Below are 20,969 nucleotides of genomic sequence, written 5' to 3'. Positions count from 1 at the left end.
CGATGAAAACAGCATTAATTTTAGGGAGCACAGGTTTAATAGGTTCTCTTCTCTTAGAAAAGTTATTGAACCATCCTGAATATTCAACAATCGTTTCGGTTGTTCGAAAACCACAAAACATGAATCATCCGAAAGTGGTTGAGGTCATTACTGATTTCAATTCGGAACCTAATTTAGATGACGTAAAACAGATCGATTCTATATTTTCTTGCTTAGGTACAACACGCAAGAAAACACCCGATTTAGAAGCGTATCATAAAATAGAAGTGGATATTCCTGTACATTTTGCACAACTTGGAGTTGACAAAGGCTTGACAAAGTTTCATTATATTTCGTCTGTTGGAGCTAATGCAGATTCGTCAAACTTTTATTTAAAAACAAAAGGAGAAGCTGAACAAAAACTGCAGAACATCGGAATAAAACATTTGTATTTGTATCGCCCTTCTTTGTTGACTGGACATCGTGGTGAATTCCGTTTCGTGGAAAAAATGAGTGAAAAAATAGCTCCATTCATTAATCTATTTTTACAAGGAAGCCTTTCGAAATATAAATCGATAGATGCGGAGAAAGTTGCAGAATCGCTTCTCATAAATGATTTGAAAACTGATTCTCACAAAGTATCAATTTTACATTTTAACGAAATTATTAATTCAAATCCTAAAATATAATGATCATATTAGCCGTACTCTTACCTTGGTTATCTTTTATCTTAAGAGGAAAAATAATACAAGGCGTTATTTGCTTAATCTTACAAATCACCTTGATTGGATGGTTGCCCGCAGCAATTTGGGCTGTAGCATCGCTCCTTGATGGGCGTAATAAAAGCAGAATGAAAAATTTGAAAGACAACTAACTTAGTTGTCTTTTTTTATTATCGTCCTAGTGAAATTCAATATTTATAGTGATTTTTTTGTATTTGCTTTTCTATAATTTAGCCCTATCGAATTACAAAAAAATGATATGAAAAGGATAAGGTTACTAATTGCTATTTGTCTTCTGACATTTGTTGCTCATGCGCAAGAATATTCTACCAATAACCTTGTTATAAAACAAGGGCACAACGTATATACTATTTATGATGCGGAACAAACGATAAAATTACGTCCAGCAGAATTTAGTATCGAATATTTGAATAAACCTTATCAAGAAAATAAAAATCTCTTTTATGCTGCGCAAGCTTTGGTTACAGATAGCGCTGTAGACACAAAATTGCAAGAAGGAATGAAAATAGATGACATTCCTTATTTTGAACCAGGAGCAGGTTTTGCGGCAGAGAAAAATCAACAAATCTATTATCCTTTTTTATCTGCTGATGGACACCAATATTTATACTACGTTTCGAAAAAAGATAAGCGCGTAGAAAAAATAGGAACATCTGGTGATTGGGATATCTATAAATGGACATTGAAAGGTGTTTTTCAATATGATGCTGACATGGATTGGGAATTGTATGATACAACGGAAGTGAATATTATGCTAATTATTGATCGCAATCTAGATGGTATTCTACAGAAAGGAGAATTCTTTCACATTCATATTGATTTTGATGAATAACAGTCTCTATTAACCTACCTATATTTATGTGTAAACTAAAACAGTCTTCGGATTGTTTTAGTTTCTTTCATTCTAGAAAAAGGCTTTATATTAGCTTATTCAAAAAAATTCTATATCTCGAAATGTTAACAAAAAGACTTGCATTAAAATCATTTGTAGCTCAGCTTATAGTTGGTTGTTTCTTCTTTTTAAGCTCAATTATTTATGCACAAGAAGTTCTAACAAATTTCGAAAACCAATACAATAAAACTCAAAGTAACACGAACGAACGATACGAAGTTGCTGGGAAATATGCACAAGCATTGTTCTTTAACAATCAGAAAGAAAAGGCTTTTTCTATTCTCAAACAAAATATAGCAACTGCAGAAAAGCTAAAAGATGGCAAATATGCGGCCTATTTATATGCTATTTCAGCAATGAATAATCGGATAGAAAATAATTTTACAGCCTCTAAACTTAATTTGCAAAAAGCAATTTATTATGGAGAAAGAACAACCGATCTATCAACAAAAGGTTATATAAAGTATTGTGAAGGTTGGTTGGATTTAAATAATCATGAAGATGCGAAAGCTGTAAAAAACTATATAGAAGCTTTAAAATTTTATGATAAAGCTCCTGCTACACCTATTGTTTACACAAGAATGACTTCTGTTTACAACCAATTAACAGGAATCTATTCGCGATTGGATGAGTATGAGTTGCAAGAAAAATATAGTAAACTAGCATTAGATGTTGCGTTAAAACAAAACGATCCTAACTTAATCTTTTCGGCCTATATGTCAATTGGTTATTTGTATGAGCAAAAGTTTATGCAAAATGAGAAGAATATTTACATGCGAGATTTAGCTGAAAAATATTATACAAACGCCATCAACACTTATTATCAGAATAAAAAGGAGATGATGACTCCTACAGATTTATCTTTTGTTGCCATTAATTTAGCGAATTTATACCTTAACTTTTATCCTAAACTTTATCAAAATAGAGTAACGAAATATGCAGAATTAGCAAAGGAAATTGCTTTAGAAACAAATCAATCTAATCATTTTGCTGCTGCAAATGGTATTTTATCAGAATTAGCTTTGCAACAAAACGATATACAAACAGCTAAAAACTATTTGCTGAACTCTATTGTAAAAGTGAATCAAAATACAATTCCTGACAAGAATATTCTACTTTCATTGTATTTGAGTTTATCTGAAATAGAAGATAAACAAGGAAATTTTAAAGAAGCATTGCGTTATCATAAATTATATACTGGCATGTATAAAGAGGTTTATGATAATGAACAAGCGCTAATCAGTAAACGATTAGAAGCTCAGTTTGATAAAGAACGTCAGCAACAAGAAATGATTCGAATGCAATTAGAAGCTGATAAAAAAGAACAGCAACTGCAATTGATGCATTCATTAGGCATTCAACAAAAACAAGAATTAGAAAACTCAAAATTAAGCGAAGAATTTCAACGTAAACAGTTAAAATTAACTCGATTAGAAGCGGATAAACGTTCGCAAGAATTAACGATTTCTCAACAAAACTTGAAATTATCTAAACTAGAGAATAAGAATCGTAAAGATGAATTGGTAAATTATATTACTGAACTAAACTTCAAGAATAAATTAAACAAATATTACATCTTCTCGATTATCTTTTTTATCGTTTTACTTGCTTTACTTCTATATGCGCTAAAACAACGTAACAAGCATTTGAAACAACGCGAAGCATTATATAAATTAGAAATTGAACAAGAGCGTCAAAATTCTAAGATTTCTACTTTAACGGCGCTTCTCGATGGACAGGAACAAGAACGCGCTCGCCTTGCGCGCGATTTACACGATGGTTTGGGAGGTTTACTTTCTGGAACAAAAATACAGTTAACCCATTTGAATGAAAAAATTGATGAGCATGCTAAAAAAGATATGACAAAATCTATTCATCAATTAGATGGTGCTGTTGATGAATTGCGTCGTGTGGCACATAATTTAATGCCCGATTTGTTGTTGAAATATGGTTTGGAAGAAGCCTTGAAAGAATATGCAATAAGAATGTCGAATGAGCATTTGGATATTGATGTTCAATTTTTGAGCTATACAAATTCTCTAGATAAAGAGCATCAGTTGTTGGTGTATCGTATCATACAAGAATTGGTGAATAATGCGATAAAACATGCACAAGCAGAACAAATAATCATTCAATTTGTGGAAGATGAAACCAGCTATTCTATAACTGTTGAAGATGATGGAAAAGGTTTTGATATAAATGATACAAAACTGACTCAATCGGCTGGTTTACATAACATACAATCGCGTGTGCATTTTTTGAAAGGACAATTAAACATACAATCAGAAATCGATTTAGGAACAAGTATAGAGTTCCAATTCCCTAAAATATAACTTATGATAAAAATAGTAATTACAGACGATCATCCTTTATTATTAGAAGGTTTACGCAATATTTTAAGTCATCAGCCAAACTTACAAGTTGTCGATTGTTATGCTTCTGCCCAAGAATTACAAGAAGCTTTGAAAACAACTGAAATTGATATTCTTTTGTTAGACATCAATTTATCTGATACAAATAGTATTGAATTAATCAAACCATTCAAGAAAAAATATCCTGATATGCACATTATTATGCTAAGTGTACACAACGAATATGCGGTAATAAATAGTTGCTTGGAAGAAGGTGCTTCGGGTTATATTCAAAAAAATGCCTCAGTTGATGAAATACTAAAAGGAATAAATTCTATTTTTGATGGTAAAAAGTTCCTTTGCTCCCAAACTAAAAATGTAATGAGTAAAAAGGAAAAAGATGGTTTGAACACTATTCCGAAATTAACTCGTCGTGAGAAAGAAGTTTTGATTGAAGCGGCACAAGGATTAACCACTCAACAAATTGCAGATAAATTATTTATAAGTACACATACCGTTGATAGTCATCGTAAAAATTTGATTGAAAAGTTTAAATCTTCCAACTTAAGTTCTGCCATTACATCAGCAATAGAATATGGATTGATCTCAAAACCTTAAAAAATACCTATAAATAGGGATATTTTAAGTCTAAAATTTTCATCAATTTTGAAAAAGAAATAATAACCTATATTTCAACCTACTAAACAACCCAAAAATAAGATTACTAACCAAGTCTTATTACTTAAAAAAAACACTACATTCGATTAAAAGTCGCTTAATATTTTCTTAAGCGACTTTTTATTTCTATTCAAAAAAGTAACAATTCGCTAAAAGTAGTGACTTCTACTCTCCTATTTTTTCTGAATTTTGATGGTGTGAGATTAAAACAACTCAACTTTTATAAGCAATCTATTACCGAATGACTTGTTCCTAATTTTTAGTTGTACACAATTTTCAAAACATTAAAATGAATAAAACAATATTTCTTTTCGCCGCAATGCTTTTCTCTTGTAATGGGAATAACACAAAACCCGATGATATTTTGATTGATAAAAATTGGGAAATAGCTGGTTTAAAAATAAATCATTCTACTATAAATGATTTTGAAAAATTTAGTCAAAACAAAAACATTCCATTCAAAAAAGATTCTATTGCCTTTTCTCCTTCTCCAACAGATACAATAGCATATTGCGGGAATGACTACAATTTACCAATCATGACTTATAAATATTCGAATGAATCACTGGGATTGAATTTTTATTTTGAAAAAAACTATTTCTCAGATTCTATTCTATTTAAGAATTATGAAGTTTCGAAATTTCAGAACATTCGATTGCAACAAGATTTCAGTAATATTATTTCGAAAAAACAATTGGTAAAATACTTTTCTCGAGATATCGAAACAAATTTATACGAAACGAAAGTAAATGAAAATAATATTCTGATTGGAACAATAGCAATAGATAAAGAAACGTATGAAATAAGAGCTTTAAAAGTTTACCATGATTAATCTCTACCTCTAAAAAAAACAACTATGAAAAACACCTTAATCATTTATCTTATAATCTTGTTTACAATGACAGCTTGTGCCCAAGAATCAAAATCTATAAATCCTGATGCAGTCAATTGGATTCCTTATTTGACAAAGAATAACAATTATATCTATGTTGACAAAAACCTAAAACAACAACTAAATACTCCATTTGAACATGCAGAGAAATTTACAAAAACTGGATATGCCATTGTAAAAGACAAAGATCGGAAAGCTGCTGTTATTGATTCTTATGGTCATATTATTATTGATTACACAAAAGAATCCATTGAACTAGAAGCGGTTGAAAACCTTACATTGATGAAGAAATCAATTGAGTATGATAAAAAAATGCCTTTTTGGAAATGGGAATGGAACATTTTGGGAGGTGGTGTCACAAAGACACAACCATATAGAAAAACAGAAATTCGTATTCTAGAAAGTAATCAATTAATTGCTTCGGAAGATATTCCTTATCTACAAGGAAGTGCTAATATCTGGTATTACTCTTTGGATGAAAATCATATTTTGATGAATGGAAAGCTGTATAAAATTAAAAATAAGAAATTAAAAAAGTTAAAATCCAATATTGAATTTGCTCTGGATAAAGGTCGATATATACCCAGTAGTTCAAATAAATATAATATTTATGATATTAAAAAGAATAAGCCTATTTTAGCGAATATGGTTGGCACTGATAGATTAGAAATCACTTTGAACAAGCAACCTTTTGTATTAGATTCTATCAATCAAAATTATAATTATGATCCTGATATTCCTAAGCTTCTGCAAAATTCTAATACGAATGATATTTATACTTATCCACTGTATGATAAACCTTTTCCGAAACAAATTGTCAATGCAACAGAAGATCAAATCACTTTCTTAAAAAATGTTTCTCTTGTATATTCAGTAAACGATTCTCCTTATTTTAGGAAAATTCAATTACGATGATGCTGTTTGGGCTTACGATTGGCTTTATGTCGATAAACAAGGTCATTTATTAGATAAAATAGTGATCAATAATTTTTTTGTGTTTGATCGTGTTGGTTATTTAGTTTGGCCAGATAAACATATGATTTTGACAGAAGAAGAACTAAATAAAGAGCTTAAAATTGGGAAAATAAAATATGTTTACGACAGTGAGGATCTGTATATCGTTAATACACGGAATGAAGAAAATGTTGAAAATAAAGGGCTTTGGAATAAAAAAACTAATCGTTGGGAAATAAACCCTATCTATTATACAATTGACCCTTTGGATACGAAAAAAAGTATTTATGCTTTACAAAAAGAAGACAACGGAAAATATATTTTATTTAATCTGAAAACAAAACAACAAATAGGAAATAAATCCTATGATCAGATCTACAGCAACGGCCTTGTAGGTATTGATAAACCAAATAATACATCTTTGCATTTCTATATTGATATAGAATCAGGCAAAGAATATAGAAATTAAATTCAGTATTTTTAATAAAACAAAATCCCCGATGAATGTAGCATTCATCGGGGATTATATTTTTAAATGATTTCAATGTTTCTAATGTCCACCTTCTGATTTAACTTCGTTTAGATTAATCCCTTGTTTTTTAAGGATTTTAGGCGTTATAATTGCATAGAATAATAAATATACAAAACACAAAATACAAACAATGTAACTAAAATGAACAGTTGTTAAATCAGCAATATATCCTTGAAGAATACTTACTAATCCACCTCCCATAATCATCATAATTAAGAAATTACTTCCTTGAGAAGTGTTTTTACCTAAACCATTAATGGCTAAAGCAAAAATACATGGCCATAATGTACTACAGAATAAACCTACACTTGTAATAGAATAAATAGAAACTAAACCAGTTGTATTCATTCCGATGATTAAACATAAAATACCGATTATTGAGAAAGTTAATAGCATTTTAGCTGGATTTCCATTTGTCCATAAAGAAGCTAAAATCATAATTAAGATAATTACACTATATAGATAAAATGGTTTTAAGTCGTGTCCAGCTATATAGTTAACGAATAAAAAGATTCCGAAAGCTAAGTAAGGTGCTATAAATTTTAGTGCTAATGTTTTTGATTTATCTAAACCAAATGCTTCTGCAGCACCTCCCCAACGTCCAATCATCATACTTGCCCAGTATAACGATACGTATGGTGTTACACCTTTTATATCAAACCCTAACTCGTTGTGCATATAAGCAGGTAAATTACTTACTGTAGAAACCTCAACACCGACATATAAGAAGATTGCAATCATTCCTAATAATAATTGAGGATATTTTAATGCAGAACTTTTATCTTGTTTTTTGACAACTTCTGGTTTACGTTTGTTCTCAAGACCAAAATCTTCTTCTTCAACTTCTTGCTCTGGATGATTTGGTAATGACGAAAACTTCAAGAAAATAGCTACAGCTAAAAATGCAATTCCTAAACATAAATATGGTATTTTAACCGATTCTATACTCAATGTAGTTTCTCCTTCTCCACCTGATCCAAAAATTGCATACGCAACAATTAATGGTCCAATAGTCGTTCCTAAGTTATTTATACCTCCTGCTAATGTTAAACGCTGAGATCCTGTACTTGCATCTCCTAATGCAATAGCAAGTGGATTGGCTACAGTTTGTTGTAGAGAAAAACCTAAACCAACAGTAAATAAACCTGTTAACATTAATGGAAAAGAACCTGTATTGGCTGCTGGAATGAAAAAAAGTGTTCCAATTGCAGATAAAAGAAGTCCGAATGATAAGGAATTCTTGTACCCGTATTTATTGATTAAATCTTGTTTTGCTAATAATGAAGCACCCATGTAAATTAAAGCACCTACAGAATATGCAATGTAATAAGCCACTGCAACTAATTGACTTTCGGCTTGTGATAAATTAAAAGATTTTTTAAAAACGGGAATAAGAATTTCATTGCTCGATGCGACAAATCCCCAAAAGAAGAATACAGTAATCAGTGGTATAAATTGCCCCCAATTCGTTTTTTTTGATTGACTCATGTGTTTTGATATAATTTTTTTCTAAACTAAATATTGCTTAATAATTGCCTAAATAAACAGCTTATAAATATAGGTGTTTTCAGACTTAAAATACAAATTGTTTTTCCTCTCCAAGCAAAGAATATTCTAATTAGTTGATATTAATTTGTTTATTTTCTTTATCTATACCAATAATTGATTTAGATATAAAATCAAATACATTATTTAAATATTCTTTTCTCAATCCAGACCATTCGTGTTTACCAGATGCAGAAAAAATAGCTAATGATGCTTGAGCGTATTTTCTATTCAAAGCTTCTAAAGAATGAGAACCATTCAATGGAAAAAATCCTGGTTGATTATTCAAACAATTTCTATGAGAAGCATTATATGCTGGTACCACATCATCATTTAAACCATGTACATAAATCGTTGGTAAAATATTAGATTTTGTAACATAACGATCATCTACAATAGCTCCAGCATAGCTAACCAATCCATCTATTTTAAGTTGATCAAATTTTTCCCCAAACCATAAATCCTTTAAATAATAAGCATTTAGAATTGTTTCTGCTCCTGCGCTACTTCCTCCTAAAATCAATCTATTAATAGAGAATTTAAGTATTGGTAAATTATTTTGTATATAATTTAGAGCTGTTAAAACATCATAAGATGCCTCTTTAAAAATCATCAACTTTTCTTGTTTTGGTAAATCACATCCAAAACCATATGAAGAGTTTGCTAATAGTCTATATGAAATAGAAATAGCTATAAAACCTCTTTCTTGAGCATCTTTCATACGCTCAATTTCTTCTTTATCTGCTCTTGTTCCTCCTGAAAAACCTCCTCCATGTACCCACGCAAATACATTATAGGATTGATTTTCTTTATAGTTTTTTGGATAATAAATATCAAATGCTAAATTATTTTCCTTATCATATACAACTATTTTCTGTGCATATGTATAATTTATCATTAAAAATAAGGCAACTATATATTTCATTTCTTACTTTTTTCTTTTAAATTAAAATTGCTTGACTTTAATATCTCATGTTATTTACTTGTCAAGCAATTCACTATAAATAATTTCCCTTTATTTATTATATTTTAAGAAATAACAATTGTATTAATCGAATGTTCTTGTGAATTAACTTCAACAGCCTCACCTTCAATCCATAAATTATATGAATACGGTTTATCTGTTTGATTCATTACAACTACTATTACATTTCCATCTTTGTTAACGAATGAAGTCACCATTAAATCTGAACGATTAGAGGATGCTGCAATTCTTTGTGCTCCTGGTCGAATAAATTTTGAAAATTGTCCGATGTAATAAAATGAATTGGTATAAGTAATTTGTCCATTTCTTGTATCACCATGAATTGGAGCAAAACAAAAATTACCAACATGATTTGGACCTCCTCTTTCATCAAGCAAAACATTCCAATCTGTCCAAGCTACAGTACCCGAATTAAAATCATTAATCATATTGTAACCATATTTTTCACCCAGAGCCCAATTTCCCATTTGACTATAATCAAATTGTTCTTTACAACCTTCGGTAAAAATAAGATTAACATTGGGGAAAGCTTCATGAGTTAAGGCTACATTATTAAACAAGTTTGTATTTCCATTCCATGTTTCGTACCAATGAAAACCAACTCCCCAAACATATTTCGCAGCTTCAGCATCATTCAAAATAGTAGAAGCACGCTGATAAATTAAATCCCTGTTATGGTCCCAAACAATAATTTTCTTATCCTTCATTCCATTTTGATGAAGTGTTGGTCCTAAGTTATTCTTCAGAAAATCTCTTTCTTCTTCAGCTGTATAAATACAAGATTCCCATGTTTGAGTTGCCATTGGTTCATTTTGAATAGAAACTCCCCAAATAGGTAAACCAATTTTTTCATAATTCTCTATGAATTTTACAAAATAATTTGCCCAAGTTTGGTAATATTCAGGTTTTAGAGAACCTCCTTTTAACATACTATTATTAGTTTTCATCCAAGCTGGTGGACTCCAAGGACTTGCATATAAACGATAAGCATCTTTCATTTCTGCTTTTGCCATTTTAATCATCGGAATCTTATAGTTTAAGTCATGTGCAATGTCGAAACTTTTTAATTCTTTATCATTTTCTTTTACATACGTATAACTATCACTTGAAAAATCACTTGAATTGATAGTTGTTCGAATCAATGAATAACCAATCCCTTCTTTCTCGTTGTAATAAGCTTTGATGATTTCCTGCTGAGTTTTTTTTGGTAATTTTGATAAAACTTCTGCTGAAGCATCTGTAATTGCTCCACCAATCCCTTCAAATTTTTGAAATTTACGTTTTGGATCAATAAAAATCGCAATATCCGTTTCTTTGGGTTGCGGAAACTTTTTAACTACTACTTTATCTGTTGATTTTGAAATACGTTGATTTGTATTTTTTGCAGTTGTATAGATTTCAATTTTTTTGTCCGAAAGTTTAAAATCTTGTGCATTAACTGCAAAATAATTGAATAATAAAGCTGTAAGAACTGGATATTTTAAATGGAAATTTGTCATAATTATTGAATTAAAAATTTAGCTAAAATTGGCAAATGATCTGATGGGTATTTAAAATCATAAAAATCATCAATCGTATTAAAACTTCTGCACGTTACTTTTGCATTCTTTTTGTAAAAAATGTAATCTAAAATTTCCGTTCCTTTTACATTGAATTTAAAATCTTCCCATGTAAAATCTGGTCCATAAACTATTTGCGCATTAAGACGAGTATCTAAATATTTGTTTTGGATATATTTTACAGAAGCATCATTATGATTCATGTTAAAATCTCCCATAAAAAAAGTAGGATAATCTTTTTTACTTGTTAAATCATGAATTAATTGATCGATTAACTCTAACGATTTTTGACGTGCAACTTTACCAACGTGATCAAAATGTGTGTTGATTATCCAAAATTGTTTCTTTGTTCTTTTATCCTGAAATAATCCATATGTAATAATTCTATTATATGCAGCATCCCAGCCTTTTGATTCTTTATCAGGCGTTTCAGAAAGCCATATAGTTTTCTGTTCTATCACTTTATATTGATCTTTTTTATAAAAAATGGCTGAATATTCTGCATTTTTATCACTTGATCTAGGCTCTCCTATAAAGTCGAGCTGTGTATTATTTTGTTTGATGAATTCTAATTGAGGAACTTGTGCTTCTTGTACCCCAATGAAATCAGCCTCATAATATTTAATTAAATCTACTAGTTTTTGTTTGCGGATATTCCAGTGATTTTCACCATCATCAACAGAGGCTAATCTAATATTGTAAGACATAATTGATAAATTTTGTTGTGCAGAACCTATCATTGTCATGATTAAGACTAAACTTAAACTTATATATTTTTTCATGTGTGAATTTTGTAAAAATCCAAGTAAGCATTTGTATACTCACTTGGCTGAGAAATAAATTAAATTTCTAACTATATATGAGGAATTTAATCAACTAATGTAAATGTTGTCTTAAGTGAAGCATTCGAATCACCTCCAACAAAAACATCGAAGTCACCTGCTTCTGCAACATAGTTCATATTGATATCGTGGAATTTTAAATCTTCAGGAGTTAATGTAAACGTAATTGTTTTTGTTTCACCTTTCTTAATCATCACTTTATCAAAACCTTTCAATTCGCGAACTGGACGCGTCACACTTCCTACTAAATCGCGAACATATAATTGTACCACTTCTTCTCCATCGTATTTTCCTGTATTTTTAACATTTACAGATACTTTTATTTCATCCTTTCCATTTTTCATTGTTGATTTGTTCACTTTTAAGTTACTGTAATCAAATGTTGTATAACTTAAACCGTAACCAAATGGATATAAAGGTGAATTTGGAGAATCTGTATAACGAGATTTATATTTTTGCTCTGTATCGCTTTCTCCTAAATAAGGTCGACCTGTATTTTTTTGATTGTAATGAATTGGAATTTGACCAACTGAACGGGGAAATGTCATAGGTGTTTTAGCCGAAGGATTGTATTTTCCATATAAAACATCTGTAATTGCTAAACCTCCCATTGTTCCTGGGTACCATGCATATAAAATTGCATCCATATTATCATTTTCCCACGAAATTGTCATCGGACGACCAGACATTAAAACTAAAACAATTGGTTTACCTAATTTTTTTAATTCTTTTAATAATTCTTTTTGATTTCCTGGTAAATCTATATTTGTTTGAGAAGCCGCTTCACCTGTTTGGTTTTCGTTTTCTCCCATTACAGCAACAATTATATCCGAGTTTTTCGCTATGTCAATTGCTTCTTGAAAACCATCAGTTTTAGACGAATTAAGCTCAGTTCCTTGTGCATAAGTTATTTTTGCATTTTTGCCTAAAACATCATTCAAACCTTCCCAAACTGACCATGCTTTTCCATAACGATCTCCACGCGCAGCCCAGTTTCCAATAATATTTTTCTCATCTTTTACCAATGGACCAATAACTGCAACTTTTTGAGATTCCTTTAATGGTAATGTTTGTTTATCATTCTTTAATAAAACCATTGATTTACGCGCAACATCACGAGCTTCATCTAAAAACTCTTGTTTCATTACAGTTTCTTTCTCTCTTTTTGCATTTGAATAACGATATGGGTCTTCAAAAAGTCCCAAATCATATTTTGCTTCCAAAATTCTACGAACCGCAGTATCAATCACATCTTGTTTTACTTTTCCCTCTTTTACCAATTTTGGTAAATGATTAAGAAAAGCACCACTCATCATGTCCATTTCTATACCAGCTTCAACCGATTTTAGTGTTGCTTCTTCCAAATCTTTTGCAATTCCATGAGGGACTAATTCCTGAATTGCCGTATAATCTGTTACAACAAACCCTTTGTAATTCCATTCTTTACGTAAAATTTGATCGTACAAATATTTACTTGCTGTAGAAGGTACGCCCCCAATTTCGTTAAAAGACGTCATAAAAGAACCTGCTCCTGCATCAACCGTTGCTTTAAAAGGAGGTAATATATAATCTCTTAAAAAGCGATCAGAGATTTCAACTGTTCCATAATCGCGACCAGCTTGTGCCAAAGCATATCCTGCAAAGTGTTTTGTACATGCTAAGACAGTATTCAAATCATATAAACTTTTTCCTTGAAAACCGTTAACACGAGCTATTGCAATTTTACTTCCTAAGAAAGTATCTTCACCTGCACCTTCAGAAACACGTCCCCAGCGAGGATCAAAACCTATATCAACCATTGGAGCAAAAGTCCAATGAACTCCACCAGCAGCTGTTTCTTCTGCAGCAATTCGGGCAGATTTTTCAATTGCTTTCAAATCCCAAGAAGATGCCTCTCCAAGTGGAATAGGGAAAATGGTTTCGTATCCATGAATCACATCATATCCAAAAATTAATGGAATTCCAAGACGTGTTTCTTCAACAGCAATTTTTTGTAATTTTTTGGTAATATCAGTTGTCGTAGCATTAAACACCGACCCCATCATACCTTGTTTCGTATATTTTATATAATTTTTATCAATTGCAGATCCTGTAACATCACCTCCATCATAGGTATATTGTACCATCTGACCTACTTTGTCATCAATCGTCATTTGATTCATCACATAATCGATGAACTCTACTTTCGATTTTGATTGATCAAACTTGATTTTTTGCGCATAAGTATTAAATGCTAATCCTAAGAAAGCAATTGAATAAATTAGTTTTTTCATTTTTTTGATTTTAATTCGAAGTTGTCGTTTTGAATTTAAGTTTATCTAAACCTCTTTGTACATCTTCATTTTGCATGAATAATTTCCATAATAACCCGGAGCGATAATTCTCTATCATTGGAGTGATTGTTCCTTGATCTATCGCCAAATATTTTGTAATCACTCGATCATTCTTTACATCAACCGCGTCATACGGACCTGCTATTCCAATCAAGTTTTTGTTCTGTTTTTCGTAAATAAACTTTAAAAAACCCATTGATTCTGTTGGTGTGTACGGGAAAGATGATAAAGCTGCTGTAGGCGTAATTATATTATTGTCATTTAATGGAGAATGAGCTGTATAACCTTCTGTACCATTTGGATTAAAGGTATAACTCGCTGTTAATCCCCACATATTTTTTTCATATTTCTTGAAACTTTCTGTTTTTTGCTGATTGTAGATGTAATGAATTTTTGCTTGATTTTTCACTACTTTTCCATAATCAATCCCTATTCCATCTATTAAATTGTTTGGATTGAGTCCAATAAAAGAATAGTGTGCCCAAAATAATGGACCTACATTATTATCGACTCCGTTATGCTTTACAATCAATGGAACTCCGTATGCAGAATCATTTGATTTTATATCACCATTTCTTGTCCAACCGTTGTAATAAACTTCTGAATGAATAGAATATTTTGGAGAAGCCGCAGCAATAACATACGTAATCATTGTTTCATCAAATCCTTTTAAAGGAAAATTAATTTTCCATTCGTAATTTGGTGACCAATGCCAATACAACACATTCTCTCCTCGTGTATAGAAATTGAAGTCAATTTCTTTCCAAAGCTGATCAGCCAATTGTGAAATCTCTATTTCTTTCTCATTTTTAGAATTTTTGAAATATTCTTTCAAACAAATTAAACCTTGAGCAAGAAATGCAGTTTCTACCAAATCACCTCCGTTATCATATGTACTAAAAGCTTTTACTTTTCCTGTTTCGCCATTTAACCAATGTGGCCAAGCACCATGAAAACGATCTGCTTTTTGTAAAAATTTCAATCCAGTTAAAATTCGTTCAGTTGCTTCTTTTCTTGGAATAAACTTTCGTTCAATTCCTACAATCAAACTCATTAATCCAAAACCCGTTCCTCCTGTTGTAATGATATTCGAATCATTTTCTGGATAAAATCCATCAGGATGAAAGCGTTCACGAGCTAATTTTGAATGAGGTTCTGCATAATCCCAAAAATATTGAATCGTCTGTTTTTGAACTTTATCTAACAGCTTATTCTCTTGTTTTGTTTGAGCAAAAGTACTTGCACCACATAAAAGAGCGCAAGTAACTATTGTTTTATTTAACTTAACCATTACCAACCTGGGTTTTGAGTCATAGATGGAGTCTGAATAATCTGTCCATTCGGAATTGGAAACAATTCATGCTTTCCTGTAATAAAAGTTTTACCATTTTTCGCCATCATCTCTTTTGCTTGACCTGTACGAACCAAATCAAACCAACGATCATGTTCGAATGCTAATTCTAAACGTCTTTCATTCCAAATTTTTAATCGTAATTGATCTTTAGACATACTTCCTACAGGAGTTAATTTAACACGTGTTCTAACACGATTAAGAGGTGTTAAAGCATCTTGACCAATTTCGTTTGCTGCTTCAGCTTGGATTAACAATACTTCTGAGAACCTAATTACACGAATGTTTTTATCACCATCTGCAGCACCTAAATTAGCACTTGAATATGCTTTTTCATTATACATCGGGTTTTCTACAGAAGTTGGTACTAAACGACCATCATATAAAGTCTCTCCTCTGAAAATAATTGTTGCATCGCGACGAATAGCGTCTCCTTCTGCATTAAAAGCATCTAATAAATTTTGAGAAGGAACATTAAATCCCCAGCCCCAACCTCCGGTACCACGAGCTCCTTGAGTTTCTGAATATTGTTGAACACCATGCGCTACAGCATCTCCGCGAGCTTGTATTTCAAATAAAGATTCTTTACCATTCTCAGTTTCTTTTCTCCAAGTTGTTGCATAATCACTTTCTAAATCATAAATACCAGAATTAACAACAGTTGTAGCCATATCATACGCTTGTTGATTTTTTCCTTGATATAAATATACTTTTGCTAATAAAGCTTGAGCTGCTCCTTTTGTTGCACGTCCTAAATCTTTTGCAGCATACTCATTTTTAGTTGGAAGTTTTGATATTGCATCTAATAAATCTGCTTCGATATAGGCATACACTTCTGCCTTTGGTTTACGAACAGAATAACTTGCAGGAACATCTAATTCTTGTATAACAGTATCTCCAAACATACGAACCAAATAAAAATAAGAAACTGCTCTCAAAAATTTTGCTTCCCCAATTAATCTATTTTTTTCTGCATCTGTGATTGATGACTCTGTCGTATATTTTATAGAATATGACGCTCTACCAATTGTTTTATAAAAACGTTTCCACATAGCTTCGATAGAACCTGTTGTAGAACTATGTAATAATTCATCTAAATCACGTTTATCTCCTCCATTATCTGTAGAAGAACTTCCTTTATCTGCATTGTCAGAAATCATTTCAGTAACTCCTAACCAAGAAAATGAATAATCCCAATCAGTAAACATTCCGTAAATACCATTCACATATTTTTCTGGAGATTGAGATGCTTGATCATCAATTGCTATATTTTCTTGAGAATCAACATTCAAAAAATCATTTGTACAAGAACTAAAAGTTGTTATTGAAAGTATAGAAGTTAATGTTACTATTTTTAATATATTTTTTTTCATTTTTTAAAGAATTTTTAGATTAGAATTCAACGTTTAATCCAATTAAAAATGTTCTAACATTTGGATATGCTGAAAAATCCATACCTGTTGTTCCATAAGGACTTCCATCGTAACGTTTCCCTTTTACATTATCTAAAGTTAATTCTGGTGTAAATCCTGAATATTTCGTAATCATAAATACGTTTTGTGCACTAACATATAATCTTAAGTTTCTAACAAAATCAATTTTATTTCTAAAATTATATCCTATTGTCATATTACTTAATTTGAAGTAATTACCTTTTTCTAAATAATATGATGAAGCGATTTGATCACGTTCTGCTCCTGGATGAGAATTAGTACTACCTGCACCTGTCCAACGATCATTGAACATATCAACTGATATATTTTCTCCACCTAAACGTGTGTTTTTGATTCCATTATAAATCTTATTACCACCAGCACCATAACCACTGATTGTTAAATCGAAGTTTTTATATTCTAAGTTAATATTAATACCATAGTTATATTTTGGAATATATGATCCCATAAATTTTTTATCACGATCATCAATAACTCCATCTCCATTTTGGTCTTTGTAGCGTAAATGTCCTGGAAGAGCACTTGATAAATGAGCATTGCTATTTATTTCGTCTTGCGTTTGCCAAACACCTTCTACTTCATATAACCAGAAAGAGCCAAGTGGTTGACCAGCTTCTAAACGTTTTGCAATTTGACCATTACCCAAAGAACCTCCTGTCATTCCAGAATATCCTTCTTTCACAGACTTCACTTCATTTTGATTGTAGTTAAAATTTCCTCCAATAGAGTATCTAAATCCGCCTGATGTTTCGTTGTGATAGTTTAAAGCAATTTCAAATCCTTGATTTACTACTTTAGCAGCATGATCATAAAAATCTTTTTCATATGGAGAAGAACCTATCTGTTTAATATTTAAAATTGCATTTTTAGTCGTTTTGTTGTAATAATCTAAACTTCCTGATAATTTCCCTCTTAATAACTCGAAATCTAAACCAGCACTCCATTCATCTACAATTTCCCATGAAATATCATAAGCTGGAGAACCAATGTAAGCTCCATAAATTAAATCTTGACCAGGTCCAAAAACATAATTCGCATTATCACTACCTGTAGAAGTCGAAATTGTTGTATAGTTATATGGAACATCTGCATTACCTAAACGTCCCCAACCTCCGCGAAGTTTTAAGAAAGAGATTAAATTACTATCTTTTAAAAATTCTTCATTAGAAATATTCCAAGCTGCAGAAACTGATGGGAAAGTTCCCCAATATTTTTCATTTTGTTTAAACTGACTTGAACCATCTCTACGAATAATTCCAGAAACGTAATATTTATTTGCGTAATTATATTGTAAACGAGCAAAATAAGAAGCATAAGCAATTGGAGTATAATTATTTTGATCCATTGCTGATTTGTATTGCCCAGAAGCATGATGAGCTGACCAATATTGTTCTTTATCAGGAACATCATATACCGTAAAATCTGAATATTGACCAATTCCCATTTTTTCAGCAGAAACTCCTGCAACAACATTGAATGAATGGTCCCCAAATTTGCGATCAAATGTTATGAAATTTTCCCATGACCATCTAAATGTTTCTACATTATTTAGATTTAGAGAGTTATTCATATAAGTTGAACTTGCAGGATTCTTTGCTTTTAAATCTTCAAACTCTTCAGCAGTTCTTATTGGATTACCAGCAATCCATCTTTCCTTAATTGGATTAAATTCTCTGTATTTGTACCAATATTTTGTACCTCCTGCTCGAGAAGTCACAGTTAATCCTCTTGTAAGTTTCAACTCTGCTTCAATATTTCCTTGAAGTGTCGTTGAATTAGCTTTTTGATTATCATAGAATAAAGTAGACATTGGGTTACCATGAGAGTTCAAATTACTTGTTACTTCTCCTGGTTTTGCAACATATGTTACCTCTCCTGTCGTTGTATTAAAAATAGGTAACCCCCATCTTCCGTTATCATATTTTACAGGAACAAGTGGAGATTGACGATAAGCAACATCAAATGCTCCATAAGGTTTAGGAACTTCTCTAGAAAAAGTAGCACTTACATTCTGTTTAATCTTTAAAAATCCGTCAAATAATTTATAATCATTATTACTACGGAGTGTTGTTCTTTTAAAGTTATTACCTTCTAAAATTCCTTTTTCTTCGAAATTATTAATACTGAACATATAATTAATATTCTCACTAGCTCCTGCTAAAGAAACGTTGTTACTTATCAACTGTCCTGTCGTTAACATTTCATCAAACCAATTCGTGTTATATTTTTGATTTGTAGAAATCAAAGAACCTCCTGTTGCTTTTCTTTGTTCATTAAAATAAGTTATATACTGGTTAGCATCAGCCATCTTAACCATATTCATGGTATTTCTTACACCAATATATGAGTCGTAGTTAACTCGAATCTTTCCTGTTTTCCCTCTTTTAGTTGTAACAACAATTACACCGTTAGCACCACGAACTCCATAAATAGCTGAAGAAGCGGCATCTTTTAAAACATCAATTTTTTCAATATCATTAGGATTAATATTATTAATATTTGGAACAATTAATCCATCAACAACATACAAAGGAGCTTTACCTCCCAAAGCTGTTCCCATCCCACGAACCAAAACTGTTGGTGTACCACCAGGGGTATCTGTATTAATAATATTAACACCTGCAAGTTTTCCTTGTAAGGATTGCATAGCAGTTGTACTTGCAATTTGTGTAATATCTTTAGCATTAGCTGATGAAACGGCTGATGTAAGATCTGATTTCTTTACAGTGCCATATCCAACTACAACAGCTTGATCTAATAAAATCGAGTCGTTATCTAAAGGATTTCCTATCTGTATAGAATCGTTTGTAACTTGGGCATTTATGTATAAAGACCCAAGAATAAATAATGGAAAAAAATATTTTTTCATTCTATTTTAATAATGGTTATTCCAAAAATAGAATGTTTTAACACTTGATTAACAAGTTATAATTATCACTTAATATATTTCTTGAATAAATAAAACATATTTATATATATATCAATATTTTAATAATTTAATTATTTATATAATGATGTAGTTATGCTGTAAGATTTTTTCCGATTTTTAAAAATTAATCATGTATTTATTTAAGTTAATTTCAGAAGATATTTGCATTTTCTTACGTAATCTATATCGTTGTAGTTCTACTGATCTATAATTAAGATGCATTAAAGGAGCGATTTCTTTTGTTGATAAATTCATTCGAAGAAAGACACAAAGTTTTAAGTCTTTTGCTGTTAAATTAGGATATTCTTGAGCTAATCTTTTTATAAAATCTTGATGAATTTCTTGAATATTTAACTCGAAATTTTGCCACTCATTTCTCTTATAGCTATATTCCGAAAACGTTTTCTCAAATTTCTTTTTTAATTTTTCGTTCTTCTCATTGATTTCTAATTGAGAAAATAATTGATTAATTTCTAATATCATAGCTCGTTGATTAGCTAATTTTAAAGCTTGTCCTGCTAATTCTGTAGATTTTGTTTGTAAAGAATTTTCTAGTTGTTGTTTTTCTTTATAATAATTCAACTCTTTCAACTCTTGTTGATGTTTTATTTCCATCAAGTTTATTTCATATTCAAATTGTTTTTGTTTAATCTTAAAACGTTGTTTAACTTTCATTCTGTTATATTTATAAATCAAGAAAATCAACACTATAATTGCTAGAAAATAAAACAATATCATCAAATTTGATAAATACCAAATCTTCTTAACTCGAAAATCAAAATGAGTCAGTTCTACAAAATTTCCATCTTTTAATGCATAAACTGACAATTTATATGAACCACTTTCTAATTGTTTATAATTAATAATTGGCTGATTAAGAGGTTGTATTTTAGAGTTATTTAATTGATAATATAATTGATAATTCGAAAAATCATCATTCAAAATCGAAA

17 protein-coding genes are annotated in these 20,969 nt (G+C 30.7%); 8 read left to right on the top strand and 9 right to left on the bottom strand.

The features are described from left to right. Positions 1 to 2 precede the first annotated feature (2 nt). The 8 genes from ACMHJW_RS13890 to ACMHJW_RS13855 all read left to right on the top strand — a co-directional run bounded on the left by ACMHJW_RS13890 (position 3) and on the right by ACMHJW_RS13855 (position 6,958). Entirely contained in the window at positions 3 to 668 is a 666-nt protein-coding gene (locus ACMHJW_RS13890) for an NAD-dependent epimerase/dehydratase family protein (RefSeq protein ID WP_413534003.1), read from the top strand. Then, on the top strand, positions 668 to 853 hold the full coding sequence (locus ACMHJW_RS13885; protein WP_413534002.1) for a YqaE/Pmp3 family membrane protein: 186 nt from the start codon (positions 668 to 670) through the stop codon (positions 851 to 853). Before ACMHJW_RS13890 ends, ACMHJW_RS13885 begins: the two co-directional genes overlap by 1 nt. 107 nt (positions 854 to 960) lie before the next feature. Then, entirely contained in the window at positions 961 to 1,554 is a 594-nt protein-coding gene (locus ACMHJW_RS13880; RefSeq protein ID WP_413534001.1) for a hypothetical protein, read from the top strand. 122 nt (positions 1,555 to 1,676) lie between these two features. Continuing rightward, positions 1,677 to 3,947 carry a histidine kinase gene (locus tag ACMHJW_RS13875; protein ID WP_413534000.1) on the top strand — a complete coding sequence of 757 codons (2,271 nt, stop codon included), beginning with the start codon at positions 1,677 to 1,679 and terminating at the stop codon, positions 3,945 to 3,947. Positions 3,948 to 3,950: 3 nt separating this feature from the next. Continuing rightward, positions 3,951 to 4,583, top strand: a complete 633-nt coding sequence (locus ACMHJW_RS13870) for a response regulator (RefSeq protein WP_413533999.1) — start codon at positions 3,951 to 3,953, stop codon at positions 4,581 to 4,583. 349 nt (positions 4,584 to 4,932) lie between these two features. Further along, the gene (locus ACMHJW_RS13865) at positions 4,933 to 5,475 is read left to right on the top strand and encodes a hypothetical protein (RefSeq protein WP_413533998.1); all 543 of its coding nucleotides are present in this window, start codon (positions 4,933 to 4,935) and stop codon (positions 5,473 to 5,475) included. 24 nt (positions 5,476 to 5,499) lie between these two features. Further along, on the top strand, positions 5,500 to 6,450 hold the full coding sequence (locus ACMHJW_RS13860) for a hypothetical protein (RefSeq protein WP_413533997.1): 951 nt from the start codon (positions 5,500 to 5,502) through the stop codon (positions 6,448 to 6,450). Positions 6,451 to 6,511: 61 nt separating this feature from the next. Then, the gene (locus ACMHJW_RS13855; RefSeq protein WP_413533996.1) at positions 6,512 to 6,958 is read left to right on the top strand and encodes a hypothetical protein; all 447 of its coding nucleotides are present in this window, start codon (positions 6,512 to 6,514) and stop codon (positions 6,956 to 6,958) included. Positions 6,959 to 7,039: 81 nt separating this feature from the next. Here the strand turns inward: ACMHJW_RS13855 and ACMHJW_RS13850 are convergent, their stop codons facing one another. The 9 genes from ACMHJW_RS13850 to ACMHJW_RS13810 form a co-directional block, all read right to left on the bottom strand. Further along, positions 7,040 to 8,509, bottom strand: coding sequence for an MFS transporter (locus ACMHJW_RS13850; RefSeq protein WP_413533995.1), 1,470 nt, complete (start codon positions 8,507 to 8,509; stop codon positions 7,040 to 7,042). A gap of 130 nt (positions 8,510 to 8,639) precedes the next feature. Continuing rightward, positions 8,640 to 9,491 (bottom strand): alpha/beta hydrolase, encoded by an 852-nt coding sequence (locus tag ACMHJW_RS13845; protein WP_413533994.1) that lies wholly within the window; start codon positions 9,489 to 9,491, stop codon positions 8,640 to 8,642. A gap of 104 nt (positions 9,492 to 9,595) precedes the next feature. Next, entirely contained in the window at positions 9,596 to 11,050 is a 1,455-nt protein-coding gene (locus ACMHJW_RS13840) for a glycoside hydrolase family 30 protein (RefSeq protein ID WP_413533993.1), read from the bottom strand. Between the two features lie 2 nt (positions 11,051 to 11,052). Beyond that, positions 11,053 to 11,892, bottom strand: coding sequence for an endonuclease/exonuclease/phosphatase family protein (locus tag ACMHJW_RS13835; RefSeq protein WP_413533992.1), 840 nt, complete (start codon positions 11,890 to 11,892; stop codon positions 11,053 to 11,055). An 86-nt stretch (positions 11,893 to 11,978) separates the two neighbouring features. Then, a complete protein-coding gene (gene bglX, locus ACMHJW_RS13830; protein WP_413533991.1) occupies positions 11,979 to 14,225 on the bottom strand; it encodes a beta-glucosidase BglX in 2,247 nt (748 codons plus the stop codon). A 10-nt stretch (positions 14,226 to 14,235) separates the two neighbouring features. After that, positions 14,236 to 15,576, bottom strand: coding sequence for a glucoamylase family protein (locus ACMHJW_RS13825; RefSeq protein WP_413533990.1), 1,341 nt, complete (start codon positions 15,574 to 15,576; stop codon positions 14,236 to 14,238). Continuing rightward, on the bottom strand, positions 15,576 to 17,009 hold the full coding sequence (locus ACMHJW_RS13820; RefSeq protein ID WP_413533989.1) for a RagB/SusD family nutrient uptake outer membrane protein: 1,434 nt from the start codon (positions 17,007 to 17,009) through the stop codon (positions 15,576 to 15,578). The genes ACMHJW_RS13825 and ACMHJW_RS13820 overlap by 1 nt, the downstream gene beginning before the upstream one ends. Positions 17,010 to 17,028: 19 nt before the next feature. Then, on the bottom strand, positions 17,029 to 19,959 hold the full coding sequence (locus tag ACMHJW_RS13815) for a SusC/RagA family TonB-linked outer membrane protein (protein ID WP_413533988.1): 2,931 nt from the start codon (positions 19,957 to 19,959) through the stop codon (positions 17,029 to 17,031). 177 nt (positions 19,960 to 20,136) lie between these two features. Beyond that, positions 20,137 to 20,969 (bottom strand): helix-turn-helix transcriptional regulator (locus ACMHJW_RS13810; protein WP_413533987.1); only part of this gene is annotated, 833 nt, incomplete at its 5' end.

It is taken from the genome of Empedobacter brevis (assembly GCF_965118635.1).
Classification (GTDB): Bacteria; Bacteroidota; Bacteroidia; order Flavobacteriales; family Weeksellaceae; genus Empedobacter; species Empedobacter brevis_A.
Note: the sequence above shows the minus strand (reverse complement) of the source record. Positions and strands in the feature narration are given on the sequence as shown.

Bases quoted from the DNA above. Each gene is read 5' to 3' on its own strand.
- ACMHJW_RS13890 (WP_413534003.1), top strand. From the start codon at position 3: ATGAAAACAGCATTAATTTTAGGGAGCACAGGTTTAATAGGTTCTCTT.
- ACMHJW_RS13885 (WP_413534002.1), top strand. From the start codon at position 668: ATGATCATATTAGCCGTACTCTTACCTTGGTTATCTTTTATCTTAAGA.
- ACMHJW_RS13880 (WP_413534001.1), top strand. From the start codon at position 961: ATGAAAAGGATAAGGTTACTAATTGCTATTTGTCTTCTGACATTTGTT.
- ACMHJW_RS13875 (WP_413534000.1), top strand. From the start codon at position 1,677: ATGTTAACAAAAAGACTTGCATTAAAATCATTTGTAGCTCAGCTTATA.
- ACMHJW_RS13870 (WP_413533999.1), top strand. From the start codon at position 3,951: ATGATAAAAATAGTAATTACAGACGATCATCCTTTATTATTAGAAGGT.
- ACMHJW_RS13865 (WP_413533998.1), top strand. From the start codon at position 4,933: ATGAATAAAACAATATTTCTTTTCGCCGCAATGCTTTTCTCTTGTAAT.
- ACMHJW_RS13860 (WP_413533997.1), top strand. From the start codon at position 5,500: ATGAAAAACACCTTAATCATTTATCTTATAATCTTGTTTACAATGACA.
- ACMHJW_RS13850 (WP_413533995.1), bottom strand. From the start codon at position 8,509: ATGAGTCAATCAAAAAAAACGAATTGGGGGCAATTTATACCACTGATT.
- ACMHJW_RS13845 (WP_413533994.1), bottom strand. From the start codon at position 9,491: ATGAAATATATAGTTGCCTTATTTTTAATGATAAATTATACATATGCA.
- ACMHJW_RS13840 (WP_413533993.1), bottom strand. From the start codon at position 11,050: ATGACAAATTTCCATTTAAAATATCCAGTTCTTACAGCTTTATTATTC.
- ACMHJW_RS13835 (WP_413533992.1), bottom strand. From the start codon at position 11,892: ATGAAAAAATATATAAGTTTAAGTTTAGTCTTAATCATGACAATGATA.
- bglX (WP_413533991.1), bottom strand. From the start codon at position 14,225: ATGAAAAAACTAATTTATTCAATTGCTTTCTTAGGATTAGCATTTAAT.
- ACMHJW_RS13825 (WP_413533990.1), bottom strand. From the start codon at position 15,576: ATGGTTAAGTTAAATAAAACAATAGTTACTTGCGCTCTTTTATGTGGT.
- ACMHJW_RS13820 (WP_413533989.1), bottom strand. From the start codon at position 17,009: ATGAAAAAAAATATATTAAAAATAGTAACATTAACTTCTATACTTTCA.
- ACMHJW_RS13815 (WP_413533988.1), bottom strand. From the start codon at position 19,959: ATGAAAAAATATTTTTTTCCATTATTTATTCTTGGGTCTTTATACATA.